The 12,963-nt window shown below is 68.8% G+C and carries 14 protein-coding genes; 7 read left to right on the top strand and 7 right to left on the bottom strand.

Annotated elements, in window-relative coordinates:
- Positions 1-180: 180 nt before the first annotated feature.
- The 5 genes from D9R14_RS00715 to D9R14_RS00695 all read left to right on the top strand — a co-directional run bounded on the left by D9R14_RS00715 (position 181) and on the right by D9R14_RS00695 (position 5,497).
- Positions 181-1,179 carry a winged helix-turn-helix transcriptional regulator gene (locus tag D9R14_RS00715; protein ID WP_245420453.1) on the top strand — a complete coding sequence of 333 codons (999 nt, stop codon included), beginning with the start codon at positions 181-183 and terminating at the stop codon, positions 1,177-1,179.
- Positions 1,180-1,547: 368 nt separating this feature from the next.
- Positions 1,548-2,321 (top strand): enoyl-CoA hydratase-related protein, encoded by a 774-nt coding sequence (locus D9R14_RS00710; protein WP_121621378.1) that lies wholly within the window; start codon positions 1,548-1,550, stop codon positions 2,319-2,321.
- A 23-nt stretch (positions 2,322-2,344) separates the two neighbouring features.
- A complete protein-coding gene (locus D9R14_RS00705) occupies positions 2,345-3,106 on the top strand; it encodes an N-acyl homoserine lactonase family protein (RefSeq protein WP_121621377.1) in 762 nt (253 codons plus the stop codon).
- A 52-nt stretch (positions 3,107-3,158) separates the two neighbouring features.
- On the top strand, positions 3,159-3,911 hold the full coding sequence (locus tag D9R14_RS00700; RefSeq protein WP_121621376.1) for an SDR family NAD(P)-dependent oxidoreductase: 753 nt from the start codon (positions 3,159-3,161) through the stop codon (positions 3,909-3,911).
- 44 nt (positions 3,912-3,955) lie between these two features.
- The gene (locus tag D9R14_RS00695; RefSeq protein ID WP_121621375.1) at positions 3,956-5,497 is read left to right on the top strand and encodes a class I adenylate-forming enzyme family protein; all 1,542 of its coding nucleotides are present in this window, start codon (positions 3,956-3,958) and stop codon (positions 5,495-5,497) included.
- A gap of 112 nt (positions 5,498-5,609) precedes the next feature.
- Here the strand turns inward: D9R14_RS00695 and D9R14_RS00690 are convergent, their stop codons facing one another.
- The 5 genes from D9R14_RS00690 to nifH form a co-directional block, all read right to left on the bottom strand.
- Positions 5,610-5,909 carry a ferredoxin family protein gene (locus D9R14_RS00690; RefSeq protein WP_121621374.1) on the bottom strand — a complete coding sequence of 100 codons (300 nt, stop codon included), beginning with the start codon at positions 5,907-5,909 and terminating at the stop codon, positions 5,610-5,612.
- A 24-nt stretch (positions 5,910-5,933) separates the two neighbouring features.
- The gene (locus tag D9R14_RS00685) at positions 5,934-7,241 is read right to left on the bottom strand and encodes an FAD-dependent oxidoreductase (protein ID WP_121621373.1); all 1,308 of its coding nucleotides are present in this window, start codon (positions 7,239-7,241) and stop codon (positions 5,934-5,936) included.
- Between the two features lie 12 nt (positions 7,242-7,253).
- Positions 7,254-8,363: an electron transfer flavoprotein subunit alpha/FixB family protein gene (locus D9R14_RS00680; protein WP_121621372.1), complete on the bottom strand. Its 1,110-nt coding sequence runs from the start codon at positions 8,361-8,363 to the stop codon at positions 7,254-7,256.
- Positions 8,364-8,399: 36 nt separating this feature from the next.
- Positions 8,400-9,248 (bottom strand): electron transfer flavoprotein subunit beta/FixA family protein, encoded by an 849-nt coding sequence (locus tag D9R14_RS00675; protein ID WP_121621371.1) that lies wholly within the window; start codon positions 9,246-9,248, stop codon positions 8,400-8,402.
- A 481-nt stretch (positions 9,249-9,729) separates the two neighbouring features.
- Positions 9,730-10,608 (bottom strand): nitrogenase iron protein, encoded by an 879-nt coding sequence (nifH, locus tag D9R14_RS00670; RefSeq protein WP_121621370.1) that lies wholly within the window; start codon positions 10,606-10,608, stop codon positions 9,730-9,732.
- Between the two features lie 474 nt (positions 10,609-11,082).
- On the opposite strand from nifH, the gene D9R14_RS00665 reads away from it, so the two are divergent.
- Entirely contained in the window at positions 11,083-11,514 is a 432-nt protein-coding gene (locus tag D9R14_RS00665) for a response regulator (protein WP_121621369.1), read from the top strand.
- 3 nt (positions 11,515-11,517) lie between these two features.
- The gene (locus tag D9R14_RS00660) at positions 11,518-11,934 is read left to right on the top strand and encodes an ArsC/Spx/MgsR family protein (RefSeq protein WP_121621368.1); all 417 of its coding nucleotides are present in this window, start codon (positions 11,518-11,520) and stop codon (positions 11,932-11,934) included.
- Positions 11,935-11,974: 40 nt separating this feature from the next.
- Here the strand turns inward: D9R14_RS00660 and D9R14_RS00655 are convergent, their stop codons facing one another.
- A complete protein-coding gene (locus D9R14_RS00655) occupies positions 11,975-12,448 on the bottom strand; it encodes a MaoC family dehydratase (RefSeq protein WP_121621367.1) in 474 nt (157 codons plus the stop codon).
- On the bottom strand, positions 12,445-12,909 hold the full coding sequence (locus tag D9R14_RS00650; protein WP_121621366.1) for a MaoC family dehydratase: 465 nt from the start codon (positions 12,907-12,909) through the stop codon (positions 12,445-12,447). Before D9R14_RS00650 ends, D9R14_RS00655 begins: the two co-directional genes overlap by 4 nt.
- Positions 12,910-12,963: the final 54 nt, after the last annotated feature.

Raw genomic sequence — 12,963 nt, 5'->3', positions numbered from 1 at the left:
GCGCGCCAGCCCGACGGCCTTGGAGCCGAACCGCCCGCGCGGCCGAAGAAGGCCATTGCGGCGTCCGGTGCCAAGACGGCCGCGGTGGGCAAAGGCGCTGCCGAACCCAGCGCAGCCGGATCGGGCACGCCGAAGCTAGGCGGGACAAAGAAGGCCGGGGCCAGGAAGGCAGAGCCGAAGGTGCGCGGCGCGCTTCAGGCGTTCGAGCGCAATTGCTCGGTCGGCCGCACGCTGTCCATTCTTTCCGACGTCTGGAGCTTCCTCGTCATCCGCGAGGCCTTCTTCGGCGCGCGGCGCTTCGAGGAGTTCCGCGCCGCGCTCGGCCTGCCGCGCGCGACCCTCGCCGAGCGCCTGAAGCGCCTGACCCAGCGCGGAATCTTCCGGCAGGTGCACTATTCCGCGACGTCGAGCCGGGTCGAGTACCATCTCACCCGCTGCGGCATGGACCTTTATCCGAGCTTCATGGCCATGATCGCGTTCGGCGACCGCTGGCTCTCGGGGCCGGACGGCCCGCCGCTGCGGCTCGTGCACGCCACCTGCGGCCACGAATGCCGGCCCTATGTGGCCTGCTCCCATTGCCTGGAACCGGCCAGTGCCACGCGCGTGCGCTACCGCGACGGGCCCGGCGCCGGCCGCACGCCCGTGGGCGTCGAGAAAAGGTCGCGGCGCACCGCCGAATCGGCGAGCTTCTCCCGGGGGCGGCCGAGTTCGGTGTCGCGCACGCTGGAGATCGTCGGCGACCGCTGGACCTTCCTCATCCTGCGCGAGGCCTTCTTCGGCGTGCGCCGGTTCGACGCGCTGCAGACCGAACTGCGGATTGCTCCGAACATCCTCACCGACCGGCTCGCGCGGCTCGTCGCCCGGGGCATGTTCGAGCGGCGCAGGTACCAGGGCCAGCCGGAGCGGTTCGAGTACCGCCTCACCGACATGGGCAAGGACATCTACGGCGCCTTCATCGCCATGCAGGCCTGGGGCGACCGGTGGCTGTCGGGCGGCGAGCCGCCGCTGATCCTGACCCATCTCGACTGCGGCCACGACTTCACGGCGACCGTCATCTGCGACCAGTGCCGCCAGCCGGTGGAGGCGCACGCCATGCGCTACCGGCTGAACTACGACCCGGCCCCGTTCGGTGCCAACCGGGAGCGCATCGAGGAGCCGGCGCTGGACGGCGGGCCTTGAGCGGAGCGCAAAAAAAAGCCCGCCGGGAGGCGGGCATGCTCGGGAGGAGCAGTCTCAAGATCGGCTCTGCGCGTGGCGTCCGGCGCGCGCGCGGGCGCGATCAGACTCTGCCCGGGGATGGGGGCACGCCGCGCTGAAAGGCTTGGAAATCCTGGAAAAGCCCTTGAGCGTTCCGGCGCTGCGCCATTGACAAAATCATTTTCAGTCTATTAATGCAAGTCATAATCGAGGGTGCGGCGACGCCTTTCGCGCAGGCTTGGCGCGGAGCGCGAAAGAAGCCGGTGCAGGGGCGCATGCGCGCCAGGCGGGCCGGTGGATCTGCACCTGCGCCCGTCGCTTCCGGCGGCGCCCAGCGAAGGAGGAACGTTGTGTCGGATATCGAGGTTGCCGTCGCCGATCACATCGCCACCGTCACGCTGAACCGGCCGCAGCTGCGCAATCCCATGACGCTCGCCATGTGGCAGGGCATCGCGCGCATCTTCGGCGAGCTCGGGGCCGATCCCGAGGTGCGGGCGATCATCCTCACCGGGGCCGGCGGCAACTTCTCTGTTGGCGCGGACATCTCCGAGTTCGGTGCCGTGCGCCATACGGTGGAGCAGTCGGTCGCCTATGAGGTGGCGGTGGACGCCTCGTCCGATGCCATCCAGGCCGCCGGCAAGCCCACCATCGCCGTGGTGGAGGGCTATTGCCTCGGCGGCGGCTGCCACCTGTCCATGTCGTGCGACTTCCGCTTCGCCGGCCCCTCGGCGATGTTCGGCATCCCGGCGGCGCGGCTCTCCATCATCTACGGCGTGCGCAGCACCCAGCGCCTGCTGTCGCTGGTGGGCCTCACCGAGGCCAAGCGCATCCTCTTCACCGCCGACCGGATCGATGCCGAGCGCGCGGTGCGCATCGGCTTCGCGCAGGATCTCGCGGTCGATCCCATGGCCTCGGCTTTGGAGTTCGCCGGCCGGATCGCGCAGAACGCGCCGCTCTCGGTCTCGGGCGCGAAATACATCCTCGATGGCCTCGCCATGGGCGAGGGCGCGCTCGACGTGGCCGAGGCGCAGCGCCTGATCGACGCCGCCTCCAGCAGCGACGACTACCAGGAGGGCCGCACGGCCTTCGCCGAGAAGCGCCCGCCGCGCTTCATGGGCCGCTGAGCGCGCACGGCAGGGAGAACGTCATGAAGATGCATGTCCTGTCCGGCGGCCGGCTGCGCATGAAGAAGCACGTCTACGAGCCGAGCGCGGACCGCAGCGAGATGATCGAGCTGCCGGTCTCCTGCTTCCTGCTGCGCCACCCGCAGGGCAACGTGATGTTCGACACCGGCTGCCACCCCTCTGTGGTGAGCGACGCGGAAGCGCGCTGGGGCGGCGTCGCGCGCGCGATGGCGCCGATCATGGGGGCGGGCGACAATGCGGCCTCGCAACTGAAGTGTGTCGGCCTTGAGCCCGACGACATCGACGTGGTGGTGTGCTCGCACTTCCACCCCGACCATTGCGGCTGCAACGGCCTGTTCCGCAAGGCGACCGTGGTGGTGAGCGCGCTGGAGCTGGCCGCCGCGAGGGCCGAGAACGCGGTCGCCTCGGGCTATCTGCCGGTGGACTGGGACCAGCCCAATCCGCTGGAGCTCATCGAGGGCGAGCGGGACCTGTTCGGCGACGGCCGTATCACCCTCGTGCCGCTGCCGGGCCACACGCCGGGTCTGACCGGCGCGCTGGTGACGCTGGACCGAGATGGCGCCTTCCTGCTCGCTTCCGACGCCGTGAGCCTGCGCTCCGCGCTCGATCGAGACGTGGTGCCGAAGAATACATGGAATGTGGACGCCCACGTGAAGACCATCGCCGAGATTCGGAAGATCGAGGCGGCGGGCGCGGTCGTCCTGTGCGGGCACGACGATGCCCAGTGGCAGAGCCTGCGCAAGGGCGCCGACGCCTATCAATGACACCCGGCCGCCGCGCGGCCGCCCCGCCAATCGAGAACGAGGCAAGACGACGATGGACCTGAACCTGAAGGGCAAAGTGGCGCTGGTCACCGGCGGCGGGCGCGATGTTGGCCGCGAGATCTGCCTGGCGCTCGCCGCCGAGGGCGCGAGCGTGGCGGTGAACTATCGCAAGTCCGCCGAGGAGGCGCAGGCGGTGGTGGACGAGATCCGCGCCAAGGGCGGCGAAGCCAAGGCCTACAAGGCGGACGTCGCCGACTTCGGCGCGGTGAAGGCGATGGTGGACGCCATCGTCGCCGAGCTGGGCGGGCTGAACATCGTCGTCAACAATGCCGGCCTCGCCATCCGCCAGAAGTTCACCGACACCACCGAGAAGGAGTGGAAGGCGCAGATCGACACCTGCCTCTACGGCGCCATCCACCTCGCCCACGCCGCCGCCCCGCATCTGGAGAAGGGCGGCGACGGGCGCCTCATCGCCGTGGTGGGCGACAGCTCGCGCGTCGGCGAATCCGGCCTCTCCATCGTCGCCGCCGCGCGCGCCGGCGTGATCGCGCTCATGAAGTCGCTGGCGCGCGAGATGGGCCGCTCGGGCGTCACCGCCAACACCATTTCGCTCGGCCTGATCGAGACCGCCCACGACCGCTCCTGGGTCGAGGCGAACCGCGACAAGCTGACCAAGTTCTATCCGCTGCGCCGCCTCGGTCAGCCGGAGGACATCGCTCCCACCGTGGCGCTGCTCGCCTCGCCCAAGGGCTCGTGGATCACCGGGCAGGTCATCAGCATCTCGGGCGGCTTCTCGATGCTCTGAGGCCGGCCGCGCGGCGAACGCCGGCGAACATTCGGGGAGGTTGCATGCTCAAGGCGGAACTCATCGCTCCCGTTCCGGAGCTTCTGAAGCGCCACGCCGCCGCGCGCGGCGGCAAGGTGGCATTCCGGGATGCCGCCCGCGCGGTCACGTACGCCGATCTCGACCGGCGCACCGCGAACCTCGCCGGCCATCTCGCCGCGCTCGGGGTGGGGGAGGGCGAGCGCGTCGCCATCTACCTCGCCAACTCGGTCGCTTGGGTGGAGGCGCTTCTCGCCGTCGTGCGGGCCGGCGGCGTCGCCGTGCCGATCAGCGCCGAGGCGGCGCCGGGCGAGGTCTCCTACCGGCTCTCGGATGCGGCCTGCCGCATCGTCGTCACCTCGGCGGCGAAGGCGGAACTGATCGAGGGCCTCAGGGCGGACGCGCCGAGCGTCGCCGGCATCATCCTGGCGGATGCGCCGGCGGGCGATCCGCGCGGCTTCGAGGCGCTGGCGACCACCGTGCCGCCCGCTCCGCCGCGCGATCCGGACGACATCGATGCCGCGTCCTTCATCATCTACACGTCCGGCACCACCGGCCGGGCGAAGGGCGTGCTGCTCACCTGCCGCTCCATGCTGTGGGTCACCGCATCGGCCTGGGCCTCCGTCATGGGCCTGAGCGAGAAGGACAACGTCCTCTCGCCGCTGCCGCTGTTCCATTCCTATGCGCTGAACCTCTCCGTGCTCTCGATCCTCGCCACCGGGGCGAGCGAGTACATCATGGAGAAGTATTCCACCCGCGAGGCGCTGCGGCTGCTGGACACCGGCGAATTCACCGTGTTTCCCGGCGTGCCCACCATGTTCCACTATCTGATGGAGGCCGGCCTCGCCGAAGGCCGGACCGACCTTGCCGGCATCAGGGTCTGCATGTCGGCCGGCGCGATCATGCCGGCGACGCTGAACTCCACCTTCGAGGCCGCGTTCAAGGTGCCGCTGCTCGACGGCTACGGCATCACCGAGACGTCCACCATGGTGACGATGAACGCCGCCGACAGCGCCCGCGTCATGGGCTCGTGCGGCCTGCCGCTGCCGGGCGTGGCGCTGCGCATCGTCGACCCGTCGAGCCTGAAGGACCTCGACGCCGGCCAGGAGGGCGAGCTGATCGTGCGCGGGCCGAACGTCATGCTCGGCTACCACAACAAGCCGGAGGAGACGGACAAGGCGCTGCGCAACGGCTGGTACCACACCGGCGATCTCGCACGTGCGGACCGCAACGGCTTCGTCACCATCACCGGGCGCCTGAAGGAACTCATCATCCGCGGCGGGCAGAACATCGCCCCGGCGGAGATCGAGGAGGCGGTGCTCACGTTCGCCGAGGTGCTGGACTGCGCGGTTGCGGGCGTCGCCCATCCCCAGCTCGGCGAGGTGCCGGCGCTCTATGTGGTGCCGCGCAGCGCCGCCTTCGACGTGGAGGCGCTCATGGCGCACTGCCGCCAGCGCCTGTCGTCCTACAAGGTGCCCCACGTGGTGCACCAGGTGAGCGAGATCCCGCGCACCGGCTCCGGCAAGATCATCCGCTTCCGGCTGAAGGAGATGGTGGCGCCGGAATAAGGGGACTTCGCCCCCGGTCTCCGCTCCGCCGGCTTTTCTCCCAACGCCCTCCGGCCTGACCGGAGGGCACGCGGGCGGCCGGTCCCGGGGGCGGTCGCCCTGCCGCGCGGCCTCAGCCGAACTTGAACAGCACCCCGTAGCCGCCGCGCGGATAGTTCCACTCGATGTCGCCCGAGGGCTCGCCGATGATGCGGCAGGTGCCGCATTCTACGCAGCCGTCGGCGGCGATCTCCACCTGGCCGTTGGCGTTCAGCTCGTAGCAGCGCGCCGGGCAGGCGGTGAGCAGCGCCTTCAGCGCCGGGGTGGGCGTGGTGTGGGGCCGCACCTTGATGTGGCAGCGCCCCGCATCCACCAGATAGCGGTTCTGGAACAGCTTGTCCTCGACGCGGACCGCGGGATCGGCGGTGGCCATGTCATGTCCTCCGGTTGATGGGGTTCAGCGCCACGCGCGGGCGAGGCGGAAGGCGTCGCCGAACAGGCCCGCCCACGACCGCGCCGAGGTGAACGACTTCAGGGTCATCTTCTCCTTCTCGATCTTCGGCGTGCCGTCCACGCGGACGAAGTTCTGCATCGCCTTCGACACGAGCTGGGGATAGGTGAGGAAGAAGTTCTGGGACTGGATGTGCAGCAACTGCGGCATATCCTTGTACTTCTTCAGGTCCTTGATGATGAAGCTCTGCTCCAGCAGGGTCTTGTAGAGCGAGAGGTTCTGCGCCGTCATCGGCTCCTTGCGCGACTTCACCTGGAAGATCGCCTCGGCGGCGATGCGGCCCGAGGTCATGGCGAGGTTCGAGCCCTCGCGGTGGATGGCGTTGTTGAGCTGGGCCGCGTCGCCCACCACCACCCATCCGTCGCCGAACAATTGCGGGATCGCCTTGTAGCCGCCCTCGGGGATGAGGTGGGCGGCATATTCCTTCACCTCCGAGCCGGCGATCAGCGGCGCCACCGAGGGGTGCTGCTTGAACGTCTCCAGGAGCTGGTAGGGCGACCGGCCGGTCTTCTGGAAGTCCGACACCAGGCAGCCGATGCCGAGCGAGATGCATTCCTTGTTGGTGTAGATGAAGCCCATGCCGGTCATCCCCTCCGAGATGGTGCCGGCGGCCTCGATGACCACGCCCTCGTCGCCCTTCAGGAGGAAGCGGTCCTCGATGGTCTCCTGCGGCAGGAAGTGCATCTCCTTCACCGCCAAAGCGACATCGGTGGGCTTCGGGATCTTGCGCAGGCCGGCTCTCGTGCCGAGCAGGCCGCTCACCCCCTCCGCCAGCACCACCACGTCGGCATGGATCTGGCCGCCGCCGCGGTCCGTCTTCACCCCGATCACCTTGCCGTAGGCGTCCTGCACCAGCTCGGTCACGGTGGTCTCGCACACCACCAGGGCACCGGCTTCGCGCACCTTGCCGGAGAACCACTTGTCGAACTGGGCGCGGATGATGGTGTAGCGGTTCGGCGCCTCTTCGTTGAAGTCTTCCGAGCGGTAGTGCAGGCCCACGTGCGACCTGTCGTCCATCATCCAGAAGCGCTGCTCGACGAGGTGCCGCTCCAGCGGCGCATCCTCGCGGAAGTCGGGGATGATCTTCTCCAGCATGTCGGAGTAGAGGATCGCGCCCTGCACGTTCTTGGAGCCGGAATACTCGCCGCGCTCCAGCTGCAGCACCTTCAGGCCGCGCTTCGCCAGCGTGTAGGCGGCCCCATTGCCGGCCATGCCGGCGCCCACGACGATCGCGTCGAACTTCTCGTCGATCATCTCAAGTCCTCCTCAGCTCGCCATCTTGTCGCGGGAATGGGCCGACAGGCGCCGCTTGAAGGCGTCGGTCAGCATGGGCAGGAAGCGGATCGCGTCGGTGACGACGGCCACATGGGCGAAGTCCATGATCGGCGCGTTCTTGTCGGTGTTGATGGCGACGATCAGGTCGGCGCCCTCCACCCCCACCCGGTGCTGGATCGCGCCTGATATTCCGGCGGCGATGTAGAGCCGCGGGCGGATGGTCTTGCCGGTCTGCCCGATCTGCCGGTCGGAGGTGACCCAGCCCTTCTGCACCAGCGGCCGCGAGCAGCCGTACTCGGCGCCCATGGCGGCGGCGAGCTGGCGCACCAGCTGGAAGTTCTCCGGCGAGCCGAGCCCCATGCCGCCCGCCACCACCACGTCGGCATAAGCGAGGTTCGACTTGTTGGAATCCCGGTCCGGGAGGAAGCTCAGGATCTTGGTGACGATGTCGGCTTCCCTGATCTGCAGGGCGTGCTCCACCACCCGGCCGATCGGCTTTTCCACCCGCTCCGGCATGGCCATCACGCGCGGGCGGACAGTCGCCATCTGCGGACGGTAGTTGAGCGTGTAGATGGTGCACAGGAGCGACCCGCCGAAGGTCGGGCGGGTGGCGGCGAGCGAGCCGTCCGCGTCCACGTCCAGCTCGGTGGAATCCGCGGTGAGGCCGGTGAGCAACGTGGTGGCCACCGCGCCGGCGAGGTCGCGCCCGAGCGTGGTTGCGCCGAGCAGCAGGATCTCCGGCTTGTAGGTGTTGACGAGGTCCGTCATCGCCGCCGTGTAGGCCTCGTTGCGGTAGTCCGCGAGCACCGCGTCGGCGCCCACATAGACGAGGTCTGCGCCGTAGCAGAAGGCCTCCGCCACCGCGTGGCGCACCGTCTCGCCCTCCGCGCCGAGGACCACGGCGGCGAGTTCCACGTTCAGCTTGTCGGCGAGCTTGCGCCCCTCGCCCATCAGCTCCCACGAGACCGGATGGACCTGGCCGCGCTCCTGCTCGATGAACACCCAGACGTGCTTGTACGCCTTGAAGTGCTCGGGCAGCTCCTTCTTGGTGGAGGCCCGCCCGCCTGCGGCGGGGGCCTGGGGCTTCTTCGGCTCGCTCATGATGGTCGGCTTTCTCTTTCCGGCGTCCTTGGGCGTTCAGAAACCGCGCGCCAGCGCGGTGAGGTCGGCTTCGAGATGGGGCTGGCGCGCGAACACGTCCGCGATCAGCGCGTCGGCGAGGCTGCCGCCCTCGGGCGCCTCGATCACCTTCGCCTTCTCGGAGCGGGCCGCGGGCGCGAACACGCGCTTGACGATGGTGGGCGAGCCCTTGAGGCCGCACTTGCCGAGGTCCTCGACGCCGGCGTCCTTGGCGTTCCACTTGACGATCTCGGCGCGCGCGGCGCTGAGCGCGTCGGCCATGGTGCCGCGGCGCACCTCGTTGGTGCCTTCCAGCATGGCGATGAGGCACGGCAGCTGCGACTTCAGCACCTGCGTGCCGCCCTCGGCGCGGCGCTCCAGGGTGATGGTGCGACCCTCAGGGTCCAGCTCCGCCACCTTGGCCACATAGGTCACCTGGATCAGGCCGAGGCGCTTGGCGATGCCGGGGCCGACCTGCGCGGTGTCGCCGTCGATGGTCTGCTTGCCCGTGAAGACGATGTCCGGCGCGCCCCAGGTCTCGCCGATCCTGGTGATGGCGGTGGCGAGCGCGAACGAGGTGGCGAGGGTGTCGGAGCCGGCGAAGAAGCGGTCGGTGAGCAGCACCGCGCGGTCGGCGCCGAAGGTCAGCGCCTTGCGCAGGCTGTCCTCGGCCGAGGGCGGTCCCATGGTCAGCACCGTCACCGCGCCGCCGAACCGGTCGCGCAGGCGCAGCGCCTCTTCGAGCGCGAACAGGTCGTAGGGATTGATGATGGTGGGCACGCCCTGGCGCATGATGGTGTTCGTGACCGGGTGGACACGGATCTGCGCGCTGTCGGGGACCTGTTTGATGCAGACGACGATATGCATGACCCTGGCTCCGCGCCTTCCCGTTGGCTCCACGGTCAGGTGAGCAAGGCGCGTGCCAAGCATCGAATGCTGTAAATAGACACGGGCAATCAAGCGATTACGAACACCTCCTCCGGAATTCTACGGAGTCCGGCGCGGTTGCCGGGAGCGGACAAAGAAAAGCGGCTTGTCGGGAAGATGACAGCGGCTGGGGAGGGGAGATGGGTCGCCATCCTCGCGCTTCACCACCGTGGCCCCCCTTCCCCGCCGTCGCCCTCCGGCTTGACCGGAGGGCCCATCCTGCGGCCGGGCGCGGGGTCGGGGGGTGCAATGGATGCTCCGATCAAGCCGGAGCATGACGGTGGTTTGGGTGGATGCGGGTGGGCTGTGCCGGCGGGGCCTCTCCGCAAGGACCGGATGAGAGGTCTCAGGAGACGATGCCTGCGAAAACAAAACCGGCCGGCCCCTCGCGGGACCGGCCGGCGCGTGTGCTGCCTTCGGCTCAGACGGCGAGCTCTGCGGCGGTCTTGCCGACTTCGCTCTCGTCCACGGTCTTCATGATGCCGTGCTCCATGAGCATGTCCTCAAGCTCGTCCATGGTGATCGGCGTCGGGATGATGCCCTTGCCGCCATTGTTGTGGACGCGCTCCGCGAGGTTCCGGTAGTGCTGCGCCTGCTGGCTCTCCGGCGCATACTCGATCACCGTCATGCGCCGCAGCTCCGCGTGCTGCACGATGTTGTCGCGCGGCACGAAGTAGATCAGCTTGGTGCCGAGCTTGGCCGCCAGAGCCTCCGCCAGCTCCAGCTCCTTGTCGGTCTGGCGCTCGTTGCACACCAGCCCGCCCAGGCGCACGCCGCCGGAATTGGCGTACTTCAGGATGCCCTTCGAGATGTTGTTGGCCGCATACATGGCCATCATCTCGCCGGACATGACGATGTAGATCTCCTGCGCCTTGTTCTCGCGGATCGGCATCGCGAACCCGCCGCACACCACGTCGCCCAGCACGTCGTAGGACACGTAGTCGATGTCCTCGTAGGCGCCGTTCTCCTCCAGGAAGTTGATCGAGGTGATGACGCCGCGCCCCGCGCAGCCGACCCCCGGCTCCGGACCGCCCGACTCCACGCAGCGGATATCCTGGAAGCCCACCTTCATCACGTCCTCGATCTCGAGGTCCTCCACCGAGCCGGCGTTCGCCGCCAGGGAGAGGATGGTGTCCTGCGCCTTTGCGTGCAGGATCAGGCGGGTCGAATCCGCCTTCGGGTCGCAGCCCACGATCAGGATGCGGTGCCCCATCTGCGCCAGCGCCGCCAGCGTGTTCTGGGACGTCGTCGACTTGCCGATGCCCCCCTTCCCGTAAAACGCGATCTGTCTCAGCGACATCTTGCTCTCCTCCTCACCGGACACAAAGGATCACCGCGCGCGTGGCGCGAGAGGTTCACGAATGAAATGTCTCGTCGGGAACGCACGGCGGGCTGTTGGGAAGGAGCGCATCGCTCGTTTTCACGTAGGCGTGCACTCAGCCCTCACTCGCTGTAGCGGCAAGGTCTGAGCAATCACCGTGCCAGCCGCGTCGAAGCGCCCGCAAAGGCTTGATTCATATCAATCAGAGCGCTCCGGCACGGCGCGCGGCTCCGCCGCCGAAAGGTGTGCCGAACCCGACAGGCGGGCGAGGCCCTGTCGCAATTGAAACAAGCCCGCCCCCGCCCGCCGGCCTCAAGGCGTTGCGAGGACGCGCCCTTCCCGTTCCGCTTCGGCGGGGAACGGAACTTGCTTGAGAAGAAAACGCCCGCCTGCGCGAGGCGTCGGAGCCTGGTCCCGGCACCCGCGCGTGCAGCCTGAAGCGAGGATCGGAACATGCAGATCGGTGTTGAGACGTTGAAGGCCGTGGACCAGCGGCGGGTGTTCGTGGTGGACGAGGACGAGGTCACCCGCGCCGCGCTCCAGTTCATGCTGCACGACGAGATCGAGACCCACGAGATCGCCACTCCGGAAGAGGCCTTTGAGAAGGGCGTCGACTGGCTGAAGCCGGACGTGGTGCTGCTCGGCGTCGGCTTCCTGAAGAGCCGCGGGGCGGCCCTGGTCACGGACATCAACGGCCGCTTCCCCGGCGTGCGCATCCTGGTGGTGTGCGGCAAGGAGGACGAGGCGGCGGCGGTGGAGGGCCTGAAGGCCGGCGCCCACGGTGCGCTGGTCAAGCCGCTCACCATCGAGAGCGTGCGCAAGAAGGTGGACACCATCCTCGGCCGCGGCGGGGCGCAGCCGCTGATCCAGCTCGGCAGCCTCTAGGCCGTGGCGAAGGTGGTCTTCTACGAGAAGCCCGGCTGCGGCACCAATGCCCGGCAGAGGCAGATGCTCGCCGCCGCAGGCCATGAGCTGGAGGTGCGCAGCCTTATCGCCGAGCCGTGGACGGCCGAGCGCCTCCGCGTCTTCTTCGGGGCGACGCCGGTGGCGACCTGGTTCAATCCGGCTGCGCCGAAGGTGAAGGCGGGCGCGGTGGACCCCGCCGCTTTGGGTGCGGCCGAGGCGATCGCGCTCATGCTCGCCGACCCGCTGCTCATCCGCCGCCCGCTGGTGGAGGCGGACGGTGTGCGCTGCGCCGGCTTCGACCGTGCGCCCGTCACCCACTTGCTCACCGCCGGCTCGCCGCTGCCCGAGGCCTGCTCGCGCCCGGGGGAGGCGTCAGGCTGCCCGGACCCGGCCCGGTGAGCGTGGCCGCCCCGGCCCGCGTCCCGGCCCAGGCTGCCGCTCAGGTCCGGCGCTCGACGAAGACGATGCTCTCGAAGTCCAGCACCAGGTCGCCATGCTGGTTGGTGCCGGAATTGTAGGTGCGCAGGATGCCCCATTGCGGGCGCGAGCGGCTGGCCGTCTTCTCCCGCGCCTCCGAGGCGTAGGTGACGGTGTCGCCGGCATAGACCGGCTTCAGCCACTGCATGTTCTCGAATCCCGGCGAGGGGCCGAACGCGGCCACCCGCTCGCCGCGGGCGCGCTGCGCCTCGGCCTCGCGGGCATTGAGCTCGGCGAAGTAACGCATCCAGGTGGCCGAGGTGAGCCAGCCGGAGGCGACCAGCGCGCCATAGAGGCTGCGCTTGGCCGCTTCCGGATCCACGTGGAAGGGCTGGAAGTCGAACTTCCGCGCAAAGGCAATCATCTCGTCCTGGGCGAAGGTGTGGTGTCCCAGAACCCGGCGCTCGCCGATCTCGATGTCCTCGAAGAATTTCATGCGAGGCGCGCTCCCGGATTGCGGCGGCCCATCATGATGACGAGGACCGCCTCCAGGGCAATGGTCTTGTCGGCCTTCAGCAACTCGAACCGGAAGGTGATGAGCCCCATCTCCGGGCGGCTCTTGGAACTGCGGCTCTCCAGCACCGTGCGGCGCAAAGTGAGTACGTCGCCGGGAAAGACCGGCGCCTTCCACTTGTTCTCCTTCACGCCCGGCGAGCCCATGCCGGCGGAGCGCTCCAGGAAGCCCTCGCAGATCAGGCGCATCATCACCGCGCAGGTGTGCCAGCCGGAGGCGGCGAGGCCGCCCAGCAGCGAGGCACCCCCGGCGGTGTCGTCGAGATGCATGGGCTGCGGATCGAACTCGCGCGCGAAGGCGAGGATCTCCTCGCGCGTGAACTCGTAGGAGCCGAAGGTCTTCACCTCGCCGACGATGAAATCCTCGAAGAAGAGATCGGCCAAGGCGGCCTCCAGATGGCTTGAGGGTCGATCCAACTGGAGGATCGCCGCTGCGTC

Origin of the sequence: Xanthobacter tagetidis, assembly GCF_003667445.1 — a bacterium.
In the GTDB taxonomy this organism is placed as follows: domain Bacteria; phylum Pseudomonadota; class Alphaproteobacteria; order Rhizobiales; family Xanthobacteraceae; genus Xanthobacter; species Xanthobacter tagetidis.
The sequence above is the reverse complement of the archived record's forward strand: the minus strand, read 5'-3'. Positions and strand labels throughout refer to the sequence as shown.

Coding starts and splice junctions, on each gene's coding strand:
- D9R14_RS00705 (WP_121621377.1), top strand. CDS start 2,345: ATGAAGATGCATGTCCTGTCCGGCGGCCGGCTGCGCATGAAGAAGCAC.
- D9R14_RS00700 (WP_121621376.1), top strand. CDS start 3,159: ATGGACCTGAACCTGAAGGGCAAAGTGGCGCTGGTCACCGGCGGCGGG.
- D9R14_RS00695 (WP_121621375.1), top strand. CDS start 3,956: ATGCTCAAGGCGGAACTCATCGCTCCCGTTCCGGAGCTTCTGAAGCGC.
- D9R14_RS00690 (WP_121621374.1), bottom strand. CDS start 5,909: ATGGCCACCGCCGATCCCGCGGTCCGCGTCGAGGACAAGCTGTTCCAG.
- D9R14_RS00685 (WP_121621373.1), bottom strand. CDS start 7,241: ATGATCGACGAGAAGTTCGACGCGATCGTCGTGGGCGCCGGCATGGCC.
- D9R14_RS00680 (WP_121621372.1), bottom strand. CDS start 8,363: ATGAGCGAGCCGAAGAAGCCCCAGGCCCCCGCCGCAGGCGGGCGGGCC.
- D9R14_RS00675 (WP_121621371.1), bottom strand. CDS start 9,248: ATGCATATCGTCGTCTGCATCAAACAGGTCCCCGACAGCGCGCAGATC.
- nifH (WP_121621370.1), bottom strand. CDS start 10,608: ATGTCGCTGAGACAGATCGCGTTTTACGGGAAGGGGGGCATCGGCAAG.
- D9R14_RS00665 (WP_121621369.1), top strand. CDS start 11,083: ATGCAGATCGGTGTTGAGACGTTGAAGGCCGTGGACCAGCGGCGGGTG.
- D9R14_RS00655 (WP_121621367.1), bottom strand. CDS start 12,448: ATGAAATTCTTCGAGGACATCGAGATCGGCGAGCGCCGGGTTCTGGGA.